19 protein-coding genes and 3 pseudogenes are annotated in these 17156 nt (G+C 69.7%); 9 read left to right on the forward strand and 13 right to left on the reverse strand.

Annotated elements, in window-relative coordinates; translation table 11 throughout:
* Window positions 1-112: 112 nt before the first annotated feature.
* Window positions 113-1159, forward strand: coding sequence for a GlxA family transcriptional regulator (locus ACZ5VC_RS32725; protein WP_469123591.1), 1047 nt, complete (start codon window positions 113-115; stop codon window positions 1157-1159).
* A gap of 376 nt (window positions 1160-1535) precedes the next feature.
* On the opposite strand, the gene ACZ5VC_RS32730 is transcribed toward ACZ5VC_RS32725, so the two are convergent.
* Both ACZ5VC_RS32730 and ACZ5VC_RS32735 read right to left on the reverse strand, forming a co-directional pair.
* Entirely contained in the window at window positions 1536-1982 is a 447-nt protein-coding gene (locus ACZ5VC_RS32730) for a pyridoxamine 5'-phosphate oxidase family protein (RefSeq protein WP_469123592.1), read from the reverse strand.
* Window positions 1983-2670: 688 nt separating this feature from the next.
* Window positions 2671-3030 (reverse strand): transglycosylase family protein, encoded by a 360-nt coding sequence (locus tag ACZ5VC_RS32735; RefSeq protein ID WP_469123593.1) that lies wholly within the window; start codon window positions 3028-3030, stop codon window positions 2671-2673.
* 522 nt (window positions 3031-3552) lie between these two features.
* Between ACZ5VC_RS32735 and ACZ5VC_RS32740 the strand changes: the two genes are divergently transcribed.
* The 3 genes and pseudogenes from ACZ5VC_RS32740 to ACZ5VC_RS32750 form a co-directional block, all read left to right on the forward strand.
* Window positions 3553-4191 (forward strand): TetR/AcrR family transcriptional regulator, encoded by a 639-nt coding sequence (locus ACZ5VC_RS32740; protein WP_469123594.1) that lies wholly within the window; start codon window positions 3553-3555, stop codon window positions 4189-4191.
* Window positions 4188-5045, forward strand: coding sequence for an alpha/beta fold hydrolase (locus ACZ5VC_RS32745; protein ID WP_469123595.1), 858 nt, complete (start codon window positions 4188-4190; stop codon window positions 5043-5045). Before ACZ5VC_RS32740 ends, ACZ5VC_RS32745 begins: the two co-directional genes overlap by 4 nt.
* 164 nt (window positions 5046-5209) lie before the next feature.
* Window positions 5210-5362: pseudogene (locus tag ACZ5VC_RS32750) on the forward strand (VOC family protein); the annotation flags it as partial.
* Window positions 5363-5501: 139 nt separating this feature from the next.
* On the opposite strand, the gene ACZ5VC_RS32755 reads toward ACZ5VC_RS32750, so the two are convergent.
* Window positions 5502-5891 (reverse strand): TraR/DksA family transcriptional regulator, encoded by a 390-nt coding sequence (locus ACZ5VC_RS32755; protein ID WP_469123596.1) that lies wholly within the window; start codon window positions 5889-5891, stop codon window positions 5502-5504.
* A gap of 35 nt (window positions 5892-5926) precedes the next feature.
* Window positions 5927-6241, reverse strand: a pseudogene (locus ACZ5VC_RS32760) (hypothetical protein); the annotation flags it as partial.
* Between the two features lie 6 nt (window positions 6242-6247).
* On the opposite strand from ACZ5VC_RS32760, the gene ACZ5VC_RS32765 reads away from it, so the two are divergent.
* From ACZ5VC_RS32765 to ACZ5VC_RS32780, 4 genes and pseudogenes are all read left to right on the forward strand, one after another.
* The gene (locus ACZ5VC_RS32765; protein ID WP_469123615.1) at window positions 6248-6370 is read left to right on the forward strand and encodes a hypothetical protein; all 123 of its coding nucleotides are present in this window, start codon (window positions 6248-6250) and stop codon (window positions 6368-6370) included.
* A gap of 185 nt (window positions 6371-6555) precedes the next feature.
* Window positions 6556-6696 (forward strand): hypothetical protein, encoded by a 141-nt coding sequence (locus ACZ5VC_RS32770; RefSeq protein WP_469123597.1) that lies wholly within the window; start codon window positions 6556-6558, stop codon window positions 6694-6696.
* A gap of 62 nt (window positions 6697-6758) precedes the next feature.
* Window positions 6759-7481, forward strand: a complete 723-nt coding sequence (locus ACZ5VC_RS32775; RefSeq protein WP_469123598.1) for a VOC family protein — start codon at window positions 6759-6761, stop codon at window positions 7479-7481.
* Between the two features lie 46 nt (window positions 7482-7527).
* Window positions 7528-7794: pseudogene (locus ACZ5VC_RS32780) on the forward strand (helix-turn-helix domain-containing protein); the annotation flags it as partial.
* Between the two features lie 206 nt (window positions 7795-8000).
* On the opposite strand, the gene ACZ5VC_RS32785 reads toward ACZ5VC_RS32780, so the two are convergent.
* The 6 genes from ACZ5VC_RS32785 to ACZ5VC_RS32810 form a co-directional block, all read right to left on the reverse strand.
* On the reverse strand, window positions 8001-8393 hold the full coding sequence (locus ACZ5VC_RS32785; RefSeq protein ID WP_469123599.1) for a hypothetical protein: 393 nt from the start codon (window positions 8391-8393) through the stop codon (window positions 8001-8003).
* The gene (locus ACZ5VC_RS32790; RefSeq protein ID WP_469123600.1) at window positions 8386-9246 is read right to left on the reverse strand and encodes a heavy metal-binding domain-containing protein; all 861 of its coding nucleotides are present in this window, start codon (window positions 9244-9246) and stop codon (window positions 8386-8388) included. The genes ACZ5VC_RS32785 and ACZ5VC_RS32790 overlap by 8 nt, the downstream gene beginning before the upstream one ends.
* On the reverse strand, window positions 9246-10118 hold the full coding sequence (locus tag ACZ5VC_RS32795; RefSeq protein ID WP_469123601.1) for a heavy metal-binding domain-containing protein: 873 nt from the start codon (window positions 10116-10118) through the stop codon (window positions 9246-9248). The genes ACZ5VC_RS32790 and ACZ5VC_RS32795 overlap by 1 nt, the downstream gene beginning before the upstream one ends.
* A 294-nt stretch (window positions 10119-10412) precedes the next feature.
* Window positions 10413-10826: a hypothetical protein gene (locus tag ACZ5VC_RS32800; RefSeq protein ID WP_469123602.1), complete on the reverse strand. Its 414-nt coding sequence runs from the start codon at window positions 10824-10826 to the stop codon at window positions 10413-10415.
* 203 nt (window positions 10827-11029) lie between these two features.
* Window positions 11030-11215 carry a hypothetical protein gene (locus ACZ5VC_RS32805; RefSeq protein ID WP_469123603.1) on the reverse strand — a complete coding sequence of 62 codons (186 nt, stop codon included), beginning with the start codon at window positions 11213-11215 and terminating at the stop codon, window positions 11030-11032.
* Window positions 11216-11694: 479 nt separating this feature from the next.
* The gene (locus tag ACZ5VC_RS32810; protein ID WP_469123604.1) at window positions 11695-12483 is read right to left on the reverse strand and encodes an MBL fold metallo-hydrolase; all 789 of its coding nucleotides are present in this window, start codon (window positions 12481-12483) and stop codon (window positions 11695-11697) included.
* An 88-nt stretch (window positions 12484-12571) separates the two neighbouring features.
* Here ACZ5VC_RS32810 and ACZ5VC_RS32815 point away from each other — a divergent pair, with 88 nt between their 5' ends.
* Window positions 12572-13171: a CGNR zinc finger domain-containing protein gene (locus tag ACZ5VC_RS32815; protein ID WP_469123605.1), complete on the forward strand. Its 600-nt coding sequence runs from the start codon at window positions 12572-12574 to the stop codon at window positions 13169-13171.
* Between the two features lie 185 nt (window positions 13172-13356).
* On the opposite strand, the gene ACZ5VC_RS32820 is transcribed toward ACZ5VC_RS32815, so the two are convergent.
* From ACZ5VC_RS32820 to ACZ5VC_RS32830, 3 genes are all read right to left on the reverse strand, one after another.
* Window positions 13357-14547 carry a PP2C family protein-serine/threonine phosphatase gene (locus tag ACZ5VC_RS32820; RefSeq protein ID WP_469123606.1) on the reverse strand — a complete coding sequence of 397 codons (1191 nt, stop codon included), beginning with the start codon at window positions 14545-14547 and terminating at the stop codon, window positions 13357-13359.
* Window positions 14548-15180: 633 nt separating this feature from the next.
* The gene (locus ACZ5VC_RS32825; protein ID WP_469123607.1) at window positions 15181-15924 is read right to left on the reverse strand and encodes a DsbA family protein; all 744 of its coding nucleotides are present in this window, start codon (window positions 15922-15924) and stop codon (window positions 15181-15183) included.
* Window positions 15925-16376: 452 nt separating this feature from the next.
* Window positions 16377-16724, reverse strand: a complete 348-nt coding sequence (locus ACZ5VC_RS32830; protein WP_469123608.1) for a VOC family protein — start codon at window positions 16722-16724, stop codon at window positions 16377-16379.
* Window positions 16725-17156: the final 432 nt, after the last annotated feature.

The following is a 17156-nucleotide window of genomic DNA, read 5'->3' on the forward strand; positions in this document are numbered from 1 at the left end:
GCCGGGTGAGGGGCGGGATCGCCAGGGCCAGGGGTAATCTCGCCACACGCCAGGGAGGCGAGCGGTACGCGGTGGCGACACGGGGCCGGGGACACCAGGGGGTACGAGAGCGATGGCGGAGGCGGCGCGGCAGGCGCAGCACGGTGGGGGTCAGGGCGCCGGGCCGGGTGCGCTGCGGGTCGGGGTCCTGGCGTACCCGGGCTGCTTCGCGTCCGAAGTGTTCGGCGTCCCCGACCTGTTGACGATGGCCGGGCACGTCGCCGGCCCGGACGCACCCGGCTACCGGGTGTCGGTCGTCTCGCCGCGCCGCCGGGTCACCGCCTCGGGCGGCGCGAGCCTGGACGTGCGCCCCTTGCGCGAGGTCGACGCCCTCGTGGTGCCCGGCTTCGAACTGCGTCCGGACACGGACCTCGACGCGCAATTCGCCCGGCTCGCCCCCGAGATCGCGGCGATCCGCGCGCAGGCCGCCGCCGGCACCGCCGTCGTCTCCCTCTGCGTCGGCGCGTTTCTGCTCGGCGAGGCGGGGCTCCTCGACCGGCGCCGGGCCACCACCTCATGGCTGCACGCCGGCGAACTGGCCAGGCGCTGCCCGGACGCCGACGTGCGGCCCGAGCACCTGGTCGTCACCGACACAGGGGTGACGACCACGGCCGCCTTCACCGCCATGTACGACTTCGCGCTGGACCTGATCCGTCGGCACAACGGCGCCCGGGTGGCCCGGACCACCGCCCGGGTGGCGCTCGTCGACGACGCGCGGACCTCTCAGACCCCGTACGTCGACCCGCAGCTCCTTCCCCAGCCCGGCCGGGAGTTCTCCCAGCGGGTCATGCGCCGGCTCGACCAGAACCTCGCCGAACGGTACGACCTCACCGCGCTCGCGGACGCCTTCCGGGTCAGCACTCGCACGCTGCTGCGCCGCTTCGCCGAGGAAACCGGACGCAGCCCGCTGGCCCATCTGCAGGTCTCCCGGGTCCGCCGCGCCCGCCATCTTCTGGAGACCACCGACCGCACCGTCGCCGCCGTCGCCGCCGCCGTCGGGTACCAGGACCCCGGCACCTTCGCCGCCCTCTTCACCCGCCACACCGGCCACCGCCCGAGCGCCTACCGGGCCGCCTTCCGCCGCACGGACCGGACATCCGCCCCGGACGGCGACGTCTAGGCCCACGGCTCAGCGAGCAGGGTCAGGGCCTTGACCCGAAACCGGGGCACACCCGTGTGCGCGGCCAGAGGTCGGTGAGAGCGGCCGGAGGCAGCAGGGCGCCGCCGTCACCTGGAGCCGGAGACGACGACACCCGGCGGGCAGACGCAGCGCGTGGCGTGGGCTTCGAAGGCCTCCGCCCCCTCGCGCAGGTGTCCAGGCCAGGACATGGGGCGGGTCCACCAGTCCCCGCGTGCGCGGGGAACAGAGGCGGCTCAGGTGCTGGTAGGCCAGTCTCGCAGGACACCTCTTGTCCGAAGCGGTGGGCATGGGCGAGTTCCACGCGCGCAACCGCGTCCTCGTGGGCGCGGAGGGCGGTCCGGGTCGTGGACGCGGTTCACCAGGGGCCGGATGTTTCCCGCAGAACCGCAGTCGGTGAGCGGAAGTCGCCGAGACGCGCCCACGCGATTCTTACCCGGACGACGGCGATCGCGGGATCCCGGAGGGACGATGCGAACCGGGGGAAGGCATCCCGGTATGCGTCGGCGCAGCGTTGCCGCTCGTCCCCGGCGGGAACGTCTGCCAACCCTTCGGCCTGCAGCGTCACGCCGTCTCGGCCGCCGACGACCACGGCCACTCGGCCGTCCCGGCGCAGGTTGGCCACCTTGCGTGACGCCTCCCGAGCGTCGAGGACGAGTTCCCCCCGGTCCGTGACCGCCAAGGTGAGGTACGCCGACTGCGGGGAGCCGTCGGGGCCGAGCGTCGAGAGCACTCCGTCCCCGTGCTCACGAATGAACGCCACCACCGAGTCGCGGTCGAGTGGACCCCCGAGATACCCCGTCACGACGATCACTCTAGACGAGACGAGGACCGCCCCTCTCGGCCCGTCATCGCCGCACAACGCAGCCCGGACATATGCCCATGGTTCTTTTTCTGCACACCCCTGTTGCCTGCGGGGCGCCTGGTGGCAGGCTGTTCGCACGGCCTCCCCGCCGCCCCACGCCGGGGCGACCCTCAATGGCCCCGCCCTGCGTCGCACGCGTGGGCGTGGCCGCGCCGTCCCTTCCCGGCTCCCCACGGGAAGGGCACAGGCGCGTGCCCCGATCGCCGGCACCACGTACTGCCAGCCCCTGCTCCTGGCGTCGTGAGCGAGGGCTTCGCATACCGGCCACCGGAAGCGCGGGAGCAGGTCATGGGTGAGATCGGTCGACAGTCAGCACCTGGATCACCTGTTGGCCGACAGCACCAGCACGCACCGATCCCCGTACCAGCGGTCGCATCCGGCAGCTGACCGAAGGTTCCGGCCGTCCGGTACGGCCAGGACGCGGTCGAGCCTTTGGCCGTCGTCCGTCGAAGGTGCATGGCCCCGAAAGCTCGCGGCCGGAACCCGCCTGCCAGGGCAGGGCACACCGCGGCCCGCCACGGGTGAAGGATGCCGGACCGCGGTTCCGGGTCCCGACGGCGTGCCGCCCCGGAGGGCGTACGCCATCGGGACCGGCCGAGTGGCCGTGCCGGGGCCACGCTCCTGATTTCTATCGGCGGGCGCACGTCCAAGCGCCCATGCCCTGGATCGAAGCCAATCTCCTGGCCGTGGCGATCTGCTCCGATTTCGAGGCCAGGTCCGCTCGGGCCGCGTACCGGCGACCGCCCGCGGCCTTCCAGCTCGAGCGAGTGAACTGCAGACCGCCGTAGTGCCCGTTGCCTGTGTTGGCGCGCCAGTTGCCGCTGGACTCGCACTGGGCGATGGTGTCCCAGTCGACGTGCGGTCGGGACGTGTGGGTCGCCGCGTGGGCGGTGGCAACGCTGAGCGAAACCGCCTGGCACAGGGACACCGCGCACAGCAGCGCCCTGACGGTGCGTCCGGCTCGCCGGTTGTCCTGGTAACGAGACATCAGTCCTCCTTCTCTGGCGGCGGACGAGCCCCACGACTCCGGCCAAGCCCGCCGACGGCCGTCCGGCCGTGTACGCAGCACAGCACGCCTCCTCCCGGCCACCGGTGCTTCTCGACAGCGCGAACGGGGGACGCCACCCGACCGGGGGGTGATCCGGAGGTCCTGGAGGGGGTCGATGCCCTCGCGCAGGAGGGCGGTGACCATCCAGAACGTCCCGCCGGGGGCCAACAGCTCGCGGACGCGGTCGCTGAAGGCCGGCTTGCCGTCCATCGGCTGGTGGACCGGGCGGCAGGCGATGACCGCCTACGCCGCCTCCGGCAAGGCAATGAGATCGTCGGCGGTGATGTCCAGGTACCGCCAGAACGGGCCGGGGCGGGTGGCAGTGGTCATGGGAGCGAGCCGGGGCATCGGCGTCCTCACCCGCCGGCATCGGAAGGCCCCCGTGCGCGAGGTTTGCCCGACGCCATCTGGAGGCACCTCTAAATTTAGAAGCGTCTCTAATTTTGATGGAGGGGAGTTCGCATGCAGAAAGTGCGCGCGCAGACAGCCGGAGAGGGGCTGCGCGAGCAGCACAAGGCCCGGAGACGGTTCCGGATCCTCGACGCAACGCGTGAACTCCTGCGGGAGAGCCCGGATTCAGTGATCAGTACCGAGCGGATCGCCGAGCGGGCGGAGGTCTCCCCGGCCACCGTGTACAACCTGATCGGACCGCGCGAGAAGATCTGGGAGGCCCTCGCCGACGGGTTCATGGACGAACTCGAGGGCCGCCTGGCGGCGCTGGGAGCCGGTGACCCGCGGGAGGTCGTCAGGTCGACCGTCCAGCTTTTCGTCCGCGACCCCGTCGTGTCCCGTCGCATGGTGCGCGGCTGGGAGGAGAGCGGCCTCGTACTCGGCCGCGGTCCACTCGTCCAGCTCCGCCGGGCGATGGCGGACGCACGGGCACAAGGCCTCCTGCGCGCCGACGTCGAGACTGACGCGCTGGCCGCCATGGTCAGCGCCTCATGTGTGGGCGCGCTGCATCAGTGGGTCGCCGCCCAGATCGATGACGACCGGTTCCTCGCGCGTGCCCTGTTCGCACTGGACGTCGCGCTCGCCGCGGCGGCTGCGGATCCCTACCGCGACCAGCTGCTGGCGCCGCTGCGAAACCGGGGCACAGTATGACGGCCGGCGCACTGCCACGGCCCCGGAGCTTCGCGGGTCACGGCGGGATCCGGCTCGCGGCGGACGTGTGGGGCGAGGCCTCCTCTCCCCCTCTCGTCCTGCTGCACGGCGGCGGACAGACGCGGCACGCCTGGGACCGGACCGGCCCTCGGCTGGCCGCGTTGGGGTGGAGGGTCATCGCCCCGGACCTGCGTGGGCACGGCAGCAGCGCATGGTCGGCCGATGGGGACTACGCCCTGGACCTGTTCGCCGAGGACGTCCGGGCGATCGTCGCCGAGCTCGGCGGCCGGCCGGTGCTCATCGGTGCCTCGCTCGGAGGTCTGGGTTCGCTGCTCGCCGCCGGAGAGGCACCGGAGGCGGCGATCCGCGCCCTGGTGCTCGTCGACGTCGCCCATCGACCGGATCCCCGCGGGTTTCGCCGGATCGTCGCGTTCATGCGCCGCCATCCGGACGGATTCACCGACGAGGAGGAAGCGGCCTCGGCGGTGTCCGCCCACCTGCCGCACCGCCCGCGTCCGTCCGACCCCGAGGGAATACGGACCAACTTGCGGCGCCACGGCGACCGCTGGGTGTGGCACTGGGACCCCCGGATGCTGGACAGCTTCGAGGGCCGGATGGACCCGCCCGGCATGGCAGAGCGTCTCCTCGACGCCGCGCGCCACGCCGACGTGCCGATCCTCCTCGTCCGCGGCGGAATCAGCGACGTGGTACGCGAAGACGTCGCCGAGCAGTTCTGCGACAGGGTTCCCCAGGCGCGACGCGTCGACGTGGCCGGCGCGGGGCACATGGTGGCCGGCGACCGGAATGAGCACTTCCTCGATGCGATCGTCCCGTTCCTGGAACTGGTCGAGTGAGCGAGCCTGCGCACCACCGGACAGGGCCGCGGTCCGTTCGTACGACGCCTGAGCGCGCACGTGGCAAGGAGCTGGGGGCCGGTGGTAAGGGCCGACATCCTTGGCGGAGCGCAACAACCAGGGGCGGCGATCGGCCCGGTGTCCCGAGACCGCGCCCGTCACCGCTGCTGCCGTACCCCGGTGACGGTCAAGAGGCGGAGGTGGCCCGGCTGCGGGCCCTCGGCGCCACCGACATTGACCTGGGCCAGGGCGACGTCCCGAGGACGTGCCTGGCCGGCCCGGAGGGCCACGAGTTCTGCGTCCTCGCCCCGTCCTGACGCGGAGCCTCAACGACACCCCGACACGTGAGCCCTGCCTGCTCCTGCACCGTACGTACCTGGCCCGACGGGCCAACTAGGAAGTCACCTCCACGGGGAGATCGCCGGCGTCGGGGCGGGGCTGTCAGGGGCAGGGCTGTCAGCGGGGACCGGCCGAGGCGCAGGGTACGCAGGTGGTCGCTGTCGGACGTGCCTCCAGACGCTCTGCGGGGATCGGCTCGCCGCACCTCTCGCACCGCCCGTAGTCGCCTCGCTCCAGGCGTTCCAGCGCACGGTCCACATCGTCCAGGTGGTCACGTGCCTGCGCCAGCAAGGAGGCGACATGGGACCGCTCGAAGGCGGTACTCGAGCCTTCGGGGTCGTGCTCGTCGTCGACCGCCACCAGGGCGTTCGCTGCGACGATCCCGTCGAAGTCGCGGGTGAGGGCCTCGGTCTGCCCGAGGGTGCGCGCACGTTCGGCCGCAAGCCGCTCGCGGGCCGAATCGCGGGCGAGTCCATCAAAGGGGTCATTCGGGGATGACTCAGTCATTTACGCGTCAACGTGATCCCATGCCCCCGCATTCCTTACAGCCGTACGGGGACGAAACGCGGACAGTACGGTCGACCGGTGAGGACACCGAGCCGGCGCCCCGGGACGCGGCCGTCTTCGATCGCCCGGGCTGCGTCCAGGCACAGGCCCTCCCGAAACGCGCGTCCGACGGTCTGCACTCCGGAGGGGAGTCCGTCGATCACGCCCGTCGGTACGGCTGCACCGGGTACGCCGACGAAGCTGGTCATGGTGCACCGCCGCTTTGCCGATCCCACCCGGTCCACCCGGTCCCGGCCGGCTCTGTCGCGTGACTCAAGCCCTCGTTCGACAGGGGGCTCGGTGAAGGAAGGGGCCGGATGCTGCCCCAGCCGGTCCCCCTGGACGACGGCCGCACCGTCGACGTCGCCGCCTCGGTCGGCGCCGCGACGCTGGCCGCGATCGGCGAATACGCGACCTGGCGCCCCTCCAGGGGCGGCTGACGCCGCCCTGTAGGACGGCAAGCACTCCGGGCCGCGCGGTCCGGGCTGCCGCCGCGCACGTCACGATGCCGTCCATCAACGGGCGCCGGGCGGGCCAGGCGAAGCTCGGCACAGGCAGAGATCACCAGCTTGGGCGGCCGGCGCATGACGCGGTCGGTCGGATCCAGCCGAGGATCTCGACACCCGTGGCCGCCGCGACATTGGACGTACGAGTTGCCCGCACGGACTTCACCGCGCGGCAGCTGAAGGAGATCGTCGTCAGCTCGCGCGGACCGGACTCCCCCGCGCTGGAAACTCGGATGCGGGCGCCGCACGGCCACCCCTAGGCTGCGCCCGCGGGGAGGGCGAGGTGCCGTATCCACCGTCAGGGGATCGGAGATGCACGGGTATGACCAGTCAACTGTTCGCGATCTGCTTCAACACCACCCGGCCGTCGGGCCTGGCACGGTTCTGGTCCGGGGTCCTGGGCTGGGAGCTGGCCGATGGTCCGGACGGCGACGTCGAGATCCTGCCCCATGATTCCGGCGGGTTCCGCATCCGCTTCCTGCCGGGCCAGGAGCCGAAGATCGGTCAGAACCGGGCGCACTTCGACCTGACGAGCACCTCCCCAGAGGATCAGCAGGAGACGGTGGCCAGGGCGCTGAGTCTCGGCGGGAAACACATCGACGTCGGCCAACTCCCGGAAGAGGGGCATGTGGTGCTCGCCGATCCGGACGGCAACGAGTTCTGCGTCATCGAGGCCGGCAACAAGTTCCTCGCCGACACCGGCTTCATCGGAGCGCTGGCCTGCGACGGTACGCAGAAGGTCGGTTACTTCTGGAGCGAGGCGCTGCGGTGGCCGCTGGTCTGGGACCAGGACCAGGAGACCGCGATCCAATCGCCGGACGGCGGTACGAAGATCACATGGGGTGGTCCTCCGGTGGCGCCGAAGACGGGCACGAACAGGCTGCACTTCGAGCTGGCGCTCCCCGCCGAAGCCGACTGGGAGACGGAGATCGACCGCCTGATCTCGCTCGGCGCGACGCGCGCCGACATAGGCCTGGGCGACAGCGGCCGGGTACTGATGCTCGACCCCGACAGCAACGAGTTCTCCGTGCGGAGGCCCCGCTAGTGCTCTGACCGCATACGTTCGCCGGGTTGGCGGTCGTGGCGGTTGGATGTCCGGGGACGTCCCATCCGACCGCTGGAGGCGCGGGGCCGAGCCCGTCCGTGTGCGCAAACTGACTGACCAGGTGGGGCAGAAGCTTCAGCAGATCGTGCGCCGCGACAGCGCCAACTCGGTGCGCTACCGGCGCGCGATGCTGCTGGCCCCGGCCGGCGGGTACCGCGTGCCCGTGATCGCCCGGTTGGTGCAGGCCGACGAGGACACTGTGCGCGATGTGATCCACCGGTTTCAGCGGTGGGCCGGATCCCGAGCGCGCCGAACCGCTGCGGATGCGGGCGCGGTCCTTGCGCGGGGATCCGCTGGAGCGGACGCCCGCTCGCCGCTGCGGCCCGAGCGACGCGGCGTACCTATGCGGTCAGAGCCCGGTCATGGGCTACGAGTGGGTCTCCTTGACCTCGCAGGCCCGTGGATCGCCGGCTGCCACGACCGTTCCACGATCCGCGCCCTGCGACAGGTCGGCAGCGGTCAGGCCAGGAAGCGCTCGACGGCCTCGCGGGCACGGGCATTTGAGGCCGCAGCGTCAGCCAGGGACCGGGCAACGGCATCGATCCACTCGTCCAGGCCCACTTGGCGCCGCGAGAGCACGACGCCTCGCACCTCGTGGCAGATCTCCCCGGCCGCCCGGCCCTCATCCATCCGCAGCGATAGCCGCCGCTCCCCGAGCGCCACGTCCAGCTCGACGACCGAACCCTCGCGCCCGGCCATCCGTTCCGCCACGGAACGCCTGCGCTTGACCCTCACAGCGCCGGGCGGCAGCCAGTCCGCCAGTTTCGCCGCCAGCACTTTGACGTAAAGGTTCAGGTCCGCGCTGTCCCGGCGCAGCGCCGCGGCCAGCAGTTCCACTTCCATCTCAGGCATCGAGGCTCAGCACCATCGTCGGTCGGTCGATGATGTGGTCGTCGCGAAGCGGGCGCACCGCTGTCCCGATCGCGAAGAACTCGGTGGTGTGCGACCCCCAGGTATGCGAGTGCTGCCTCAGCTGGACTGCCACGATCCCCTCGGCCTCCAGGGCCTTGCCCTCCGCCCGCATGCGGCTCATCGCCAGCTCGCGTGCATCGTAGAGTGCCTGGGTGAACGGCTCGATCTCGACATTGCGGCCCGAGTTGCTCAGCACCTGGGTGAAGCGCTGGTGCGCCACATGGTAGACACACGACCCCATGACCATGTCCAGCGGCGCGTATCCGGCCCGGATCAGTGTCCAGAAATCCTGGCCGGACAGGTCCGAGGTGAACGGCTTGCCCTTGTTGTTGAGCCAGGTCCCGCCCGGTCCCGGGTCCGCTCCGTCCGCCTTCACCGCCGTGCCGATCGCGATGAACTCCGCGATGTCCGAGCCGAACTCCTTGAACTCAATGTCCAGCCGCACCCCCACGATCCCGTCCGCCCCCAAAGCGCTCGCCTCAGCCTCCATCCGGCTCATCGCCAGTTCGCGCGCCTGGTACATGGCCTGTGACAGCTTGGTCAACTCCTGGTTCTTCGACCACCGGCCGAGCTGGATCCCGACGTGGTAGACCGAAGAGCCGAGGACCAGGCCGAGCGGGCGGAAGCCGACCTCGCGCACCAGCAGGAACTCGTTCACCGTCAGGTCCGAGGTGAAGGGAGAGCCCTCCCCCGGCTGAAGCTTCGCAAGCCGCCGCATCGCGTCCTCGGGCACGCCCTCCGCAGCCGGCCGCGCGGTCTTCCCGGCCAGTTCTTGCCCCGTTCGCTCGGTCATCAGCGCTCGCGCTCCAGTCTCATGATGGTCAGTGGCCCAGGCCCGGCGGGCCGCTCGGAAAGGCCGAACCGGGCGATGGAAGTGCCGACGAAGACCGCCTCCGCGATGAGGTCGCGCCACTTCCCGTACTTGGGGCACTGGCTCTCACGCACCCGCAACTCCACCTCGTCCACCACCACCCCGTCGCCGCCGTGCTTCGCCGCATCGAGGGCCAGCTGTTTCCGGGCATCCTGGCGGACGTGGTTGATGAGCTGCGTATAGCCGTCGACCTCCTGGTTCCCGGCGATCCTGGGGATCAGGCGGGCGGACCGCCAGTCGTCGTGGCGGGTCTCGAGGGCGATGCCGAAGGCGAGTCCGGTGGGAACCCATCCCGCGTGTATGAGCTTGACGAAGTCCTGGCCGCTCAGGTGCGACGTGAAGGGCAGGCGCGGCCGGATGCGCGAGCGGGCCCGGACCGCGGTGCCGAGCGCAGTGAACTCCAGCCCCCCAGCCGGGAACTCGCCGACCCGCAGCTCCACCCCGACAATCCCGTCGCCGCCGAGCGCGCGGCACTCGGCCACCGCGCGGGCCAGCGCCAACCTGCGCGCCGCGTACATCGTCCTCACCAACTGCGACAAGGACGACGTCCACCTCGAGGACGGCACCTTCGTGCCGCCTGCGACCGACCACGCGCCTGGGCAGCCCCAGACGCCGGTGTACCCGATGTTGAAGACGGCCGTGCCGAGTACCTGCCCGACCGGCTCGAACCCGACACCCTTGATCGCAGCGAACTCCTCGGACGACAACGCCGAGTCCCAGGTGCTGCCGGCCCAGGGCCCTGCCATCCCGCCGGCAGCGGGCCCTGCCGTATCGGCGTCTCGTCGGTGTGTCATCGACTCCTGTGCCATCGCCCTCTCGGCTCACCCCGCGGATCGCGTCGCCATTCGGCAGCGTATGCCATCGGAGGGATCAACGAAACGGTGATCGCCGACTCCAACGGCGCTTCCAGGCCCGGCACTTGGGTACGGATTCGTCGCCGTTGGGGCGTCAGTGAGCCGGGCCGGCCTCCCGCCCACACAGGGTCCAGCCAGGCCAGGCCGATCTCCTTGAACCGGTGGTTGACGCCGCGAACGGTGTCCTCATCCCCGGCACAGCCGACCGATCAGCAGAAGTCGTCCATCCCCGACCTACTGCTTGCCCTCCACCCAGCGCCGCAGTTTCCTGTTGGCACGTTCCTTGTGAAGGCGGGCAGCGGACATCTCGCGCGAGCTCGTCATGAGCGCGGTGATGGGTGTCCATCGAGCCCTCCCCGACTGGGTAGTCCACCTGACCGCCGGGAAGTCCGTGATCTCGATGATGCGCTCTCGGGCGATCAACCGAGTCCGCACGAGGCCGCGCACCGCCATCCTCGAGTGCTCACACGTCACTCCGAGTCGGTATCCCCGCACGGCAAGGACCACGAACCCGATCACCGCGAAACAAGCCGCGAGCCGTTCAATGTCTGTACTGGCTCCTGCGGCGTAGGCGATTCCACCGACTGCCGAAGCGGCTCCGAGGCCGCTGTTCGCAACGCGGTTCAGCGCCGATGGCGACAGTTCCATGAGCCTCCTCGTCCGTATCGGCACCCGCCGGTGAGCGTACAGTCGGCGGCCCGTACGGTGACAAGAGCACCAGTTTCACAGATCGCGTATGCGGGTGCGGTCAGCGCAGACGAGGCGCTGAACTGCGTGTTCTTGGGGTCTTGGCCAAGCTTCCCCGCCCTTCGCCGCCATAGCCGATCGATCGAACAGGTGAAGGACTCTGATCACTCGGCGCCCTGGGTCGGCTCGTCCTTTGGCTTGTCGGGGTAAATCAGCTGCACGCTACCGCCGATCATCAGGAAGCAGCTCAACAAGAGGGCGAAGCGAACGAACCTCAGTGCGCCCTCCCACTCGGCTGGGGGCCCGAGGACCAACCAGAACGCGAGAACCACCACCGCGATCAAAACCACCAGGCCAGCTAGCCGACGCACCCGTGCTCCACTCTTCTGCGATCTTGGACGACCATGACAGGTTCCACGGGCTCGCGGCACTCAGGACGAAAAGTCTTGAGGATCTTCTGAGCTCCCCCGGACCGCCTTCGTTGATCTGGCACCGTCGCAGGTGGCGGCGGTTGTGGCGGGACGGGCGGGACGAGTACGCCCTTGTCGCCCCCGAGGTGGCCGGGCCGCGGGCGCGGGCGTCCGCCACCGAGGCGGCCGACGGGGATGCGCGTTCCACGGCAGGTGATGACCCTTCGGCGGCTGACCCAACGACCGTCACGGGACCCGGACTTCGGCACGCGCGGCTTCAGCCGGGCCCACTCCCCCAATCCCCATGCCCCATGCCCATGCCCATGCCAACTACACAGCCACGAGGGCCACATAATCGGCCGGACAAGGCTCTGCCGTCTCGTCCGACCTGGCTGCCCGCCCGTCTGCCTGCTACTAGGTCAGCCCCGGTCGCCGAGCTCCAGGCGGTCAAGCAACCCGGCGTCAGCGAAGGCAGCGACCAATTCGTCACGGCCCTCGGTGAAGTGCGCCCAGCCGTCGTAGTGGACGGGAACCACCCGGCGGGCACCAAGGATCTTGGCGGCATCAGCGGCCTGCGCGCTGTCGAGGACGATCAGCGCCCCGTCAAAGAGGACGGAGAACCGGGGAGCCCCGGCGAACAGGATGGCCGTGTCCACCGGGCCGAACCGTTCGGCGATCTCCTTGACCAGGTCGAGCGAGGCGTTGTCGCCGCTGACGTAGACCGTGGGCAGGCCCACTCCGGTCAGGACGAATCCGATGACTTGGCCGGTGATCGGTTCGACCTCATCGCGCGCGCCGGGCCCGTGGAGGGCAGGCACTCCCGTGACAGTGATCGTGCCGCCACCGGGACGATCCAGCTCGATCGCCTCCCAGTCGGCCAGCCCCCTGGCCGCCGCCCCCAGGCGTTGCCCGCCACCGGGCGTGGTCAGTGTCAGCGGGACGTCGGCGAGCAGGGCCCGGCCGGTGTCGTCGAGATTGTCGGGGTGCTCGTCATGGGAAAGCAGGACCACGTCGACCGGGCCGAGATCGGCCGGTGCGGCGTAGGAGTGTGCCGTCTTGGTCAGCCGGCCACCCGGCACCAGGTAGTCGCGGGGCGCGTCGAAGGTCGGGTCGGTCAGGAAGCGCAGGCCGCCGTATTCGAGAAGCGCGGTCGGGCCGCCGAAGACGCGGACGGGGATCTGCTCTGTAGTCGTACTGGTTCCAGCCATCAAAGAAACCTCACGGATAGGAAGCGATTCATCCGTGAAGGACCTTAGAGGTGCCTCACGGATGAAGGCAAGCCGTACCATGACAACCGTGAGTGAGACCCCGACCGCCGTATCCGTGCCACCGCCCGCGCCAGGGGCGGAGGAATACCTCGCCCTCGACTTCGTCAACAGCGCCATCACGCTGCCCGGAGGGCACTTCATCGATCTCCTCGGCACCCCCGGGGCCACGAATCGGTGGCTCACCGAGCACGGCCTCGCACCGGCCGACGCCGGAGTCCAGGAGATGTGCGTGACGCAACTGCGCTCCCTGCGCGAACACCTCAGGGCACTGTTCGCCGCCCGCGTCGCCGGGCTACCCGCCCTTCCCACGGCCCTGTCCGCCGTCAACGACGCCCTCAGCAAAGCTCCCACGGCCCCCATGCTGTACTGGGACGAACGGAACGGCCCCTACCGCGCGGCGCCGTGCCCCACCCACGAAATCCTCGACCGCGCTCTCGCGACCCTCGCGGCCAACGCGGCCGACCTCCTCACAGGCCCCGACGCCGACCGTCTCACCGGCTGCGGATCCGCCCCCTGCACCCGCTACCTGCTGCGCCACGGTCGCCGCCACTGGTGCTCCACCCGCTGCGGCGACCGCGCCCGCGCCGCCCGCGCCTACGCTCGACGCACCCAGCCAAAAGCAGAATGACGCACCCCTCCGGGCCGCGATGACCGCGTGCCGACGCTGTGCCCACCGGTGCGGTAGCACGTGCTCGCGGTCAGGACAGGCGCGGCTCGGGTGCTCTCGGCATTGAGCGACCGAAGACCACCATCCACCCCGCCGACCGGGGCGCCTGGAGCGCAACCGCTACGGGAGTGGGCCGCTGCGGCTCATCACGGCGGGCCCGGTCTGGTCTCGGTCGATCGGCGGCGATTGCCGTGCCAGTCCAGTATCAGGACCGTGGCGTCGTCCTTGAGGTCGCCATTGCAGGCATCAAGCACCGCGGCGGTCAGGCTTCGGACGGCTTCCCTCGGATGCAGCGCGCGGGTGTCGTGTACGACCGAGGCCAGGTCGACGGCTGCGGCACCGCGATCCTGCATTCCGTCGGTGAGCAGTATCAGGCGGTCACCGGGACGCAGTTGCAGTTCCTGCAACCGGTAGGAGTTGGGCGCCGCCACACCGAACGGCAGGTTGACGGCGAGTTTGACCTCTTCGACCGTGCCGTCGCGCAGCAGCAACGGCCACGGATGGCCGGCGTTGATCAGTTCACACAGGCCGCTTTCGAGGTCGACGCACAGCAACTGTCCGGTGGCCAGGCCGCGGCTGTGACTCAGCAGGGCCTGGTGGGCGTGGCGGGCTTGTTTGAGGGCGTCGCAGCCGCTGCGGCGTGCCCGCCGCAGTGCGCCGACCAGCAAGGTGGCCAGCAGAGCGGAGTTCGTGTCGTGGCCCATGGCGTCGGTGATGGACAGGTGCAGGGTGCCGCGGTCAAGGGTGTAGTCGTAGGTGTCGCCACCGATGTCGTCGGCCGGGACCAGCCCGGCGGCGAGGGTGAACTGGGCCGCCTCGCAGCAGGGGGCCGAGGGAAGCAGTTGGTGCTGGATCTCCGCAGCCAGGCTGGTCTCGGTGGTGCGCCGGCCCAGGTGGTACAGATCGGTGAAGCGGCGATCCGTGACGATGATGTAGGCCAGCGCGTGTGCCGCGTCGCGGACCTGTCGGAGCACGGTGTCGTCGGCGGACTGCAGGGTCACCTCCAGGACGCCGATGCAGTCGCCGCGGTTGGTGACCGGCGTGATGACGCGCCGTCCGCCCTGGCCGTCCTCTTCCACATGCTGGCGCTGACTCTGCAGAACGCTGTCGTAGACGCTTCCCAGCAGGCCGATCGGATCGGTGTCGTCCGCGGCATCATCGCCGGCGGCGGCGAGCCGTACCAGCCGCTGACCGATCAGGTCGACGAACAGGAAGGAGACACGCTCCGCACCGAAGCGCTTTTGCAGGTCGTGCGCTATCACGTCGACGGACTCGCCGGGCGGCGCCGCCTCCGCAGCGGCCAGCAACTCGCCCAGTTCCAGATCTCTACTCTCCACGACAACCTCCCATCGGTTGCCGCAACTTCTTCCCCAAGCTTCCGCAACATCACCCGGAGTGCCCGTCTTTCCTGGTCAAGACAGTGGGCCAGGTCGGAGAGTGTCAGCAACAGCGTCCTTGAGCGCCCTCGCGTTCCTCACGGACGACACCTTCCGGAAGGGTTGGGGGCATTGGTCCGCTTCACGGCTTTCTTCGTCGATGACGGCCGTGCCGACTGGGCAGTGACGGACTGGCGTACGGGAGCCGTACTGGCCTCGGGCCCCGACGACTACGACGGGCGCGCCGCCTTGTCGAAGGCGGATCCCAACGCCCCCCGGCCTGGTGGACGACCTCTCCACTGAGTCGGAGCTCGCTGAAGTCGATCCCGTTCCCGGTCTCGCAATTCCCTCGCGGAAGCACTGACGAGTGGATCGGCGCACCGGTCGACGAAGTGGAGCGCGCGATGCGGAACGAAATTGATGCCGCGCGGGCAGGCCGACCTTCAGCGGCAGCAAGCCCGGTGGGCGGGGCCGGGGGTGAGCCCACCCCCGCGTCGCGACCTCCCAGATGCATACCTGCCGTCAGTAGGGGCCCTGAAGTCCTCCGCTGCTACGGCGCCGCCTTGAACGGCCCGCTCCCCTATTCCCTCTGTCTCAGGAGTCTGTGTCCCAGCGCGCCCAGGGTCGTCTCTGGATGTCTCTGATGAGCGCGATGAATGCTTTCTCGTCGTAGAGCACGCCGGAGTACTCCTGCGGAACGGGCACCTCGTTGATCACGGCAGTCGGGGTGCCGGGCCCACGGGGGTCGTCCCCTCCGGCCGCTTCGTACGCCTTCTCCGATGCGGTTACGAAGGCGCGGTACTTCATCGTCTTCACCGCGGAGTCGAACGAGGGGCTCCTCAGTCCCTTGACCTCGGAGGCGAGTTCCAGGAGGCGCTCGTCGGTGTATCCGTCGATGGATTCCGCCGACTGATTCCTGTACAGAACGTCGTGATACTCAGCGAACCGGTTCGCGTCCAAGGCCGCCCGGAGCGCGTTGACGGCCTTCTTCGAGCCGCTTCCGCCGAGCCTGTCGTCCAGGAAAGAGGCGAGTACGTATTCGGTCTTCACCTCGCGGCGCTCGGTCAGCGTGCGCAGGCCCGGCCCCGCTCCTGTGAGTTCGAACTCCTCGCAGTAGGGGCAGCGCGGATCCTCGTGGAGTCGCACGGTCATCGGAGCGCCCGGGTCGCCCACCATGATGGTGGTCCCGTCCGCAGCGAGCTTCTCGGGCAGCTCTTCCAGGCCCGCGTACGCGGGCTTCGACGGTGCTTCCACTCTCGCACCACATCCGGTCACCGACAGCCCCACCCCAGCCGACATGACCGCCGCGGTCAGCCACCATCTACGTCTCACCAGCACGTGCCCCTCCTAGATCAGGAGGACACTAGAACACGCGTTCAGGCGACAGCGCACCGGCATATCCCCGGGCCAAGCGGTCCGCCTGGTACGAGGTGCGAAGGGCGTTCAGTCGGGCTCCGCTGCGCGCTTTGCCGGCCAGAATGCGACAGCGCCGGTAGCGGGGCCGCACAACTGTCTACCGAGGGCCAGCCCACACACTCGCGCGGACACAGGCCACCAGAGTCTGCCTTCTGGCCTTGGGCTGACGACGATGGGGACGGCTTGGTCGCGCTCACGGTGAATGACGCGGCCGGCGTGGAGCGGTGTTCCTGCTCCGGCGCGGTCAAGCGGGCAGCGATGCCCCCGCGAACAGACAAGCTGGCTGTCCGCTACGCAACGGCCGTCCTGGTCGCGGCGGCCATCAACGAGGCTGTGACCAACACTTTCACCAGGGGCGCGGGAGGGCTGGGCCGTCAGCGGTGGCCCAGCACATTGACAACCCGTCCGCTGGGATCGCGGACGAAGAACCGCCGCACGCCCCACTCCTCATCCTGCAAGGGGTGCACGATCTCCGCACCGCTCTCCCGCATGACCGCGTAAGCCGCATCCACGTCGTCCACCTCGACGCTCATGTCGGGGGTGACAGGCGCGGTCTTGTCACTGGTCATGACGCTGATCTGCGCTGCCGGAACGGACGGGGAGGCGAGCGTCATGATCCAGCCGTGGTTCATGACCTCCTCGAAGCCCAGCAGGCCATAGAACTCCCGGCTCTCCTGCGCCGCCTCCGACTGGATGTTGGGTACGACACGGCGAACGGTCATCGGCGCCTCCAAGTGAGAACAAACGTGTCTCCATGTCTCCCCATGAGTACTACGCCGGGTCCACCACCACACACAATCTCGCAACACGCCCTGGCCTCGCCGTTTCGGTTGGATGCGGCGGCTGTCGAGGCGGAAACGCGAAGGTGCCTTCCTGACCTGGGGAGATGAACCTCGCTGAGGGCACCTGCGGGTCCAGGCAAAGGACACTTTCCACGTGTCGGGTTGCGCCCCAAGGTCTATATCGGTGCTGGTGATTGGGGGTCGTCGGTCATGCTGGCACGGTTGCTGGCAAATCTTGCCGATGCACTTGGCTGACCGCCGCGTACTCCACCGCTCTCTAGCTGTATTGATCACGAGGGTTGTTGACACTCGCGGGTCTTGATCATGGCGAAGACCTCCGGTGTGGTGGAGCTGTCTAGGAACACACCACGC

The sequence above is a fragment of the Streptomyces sp. NPDC033174 genome (genome assembly GCF_055577795.1).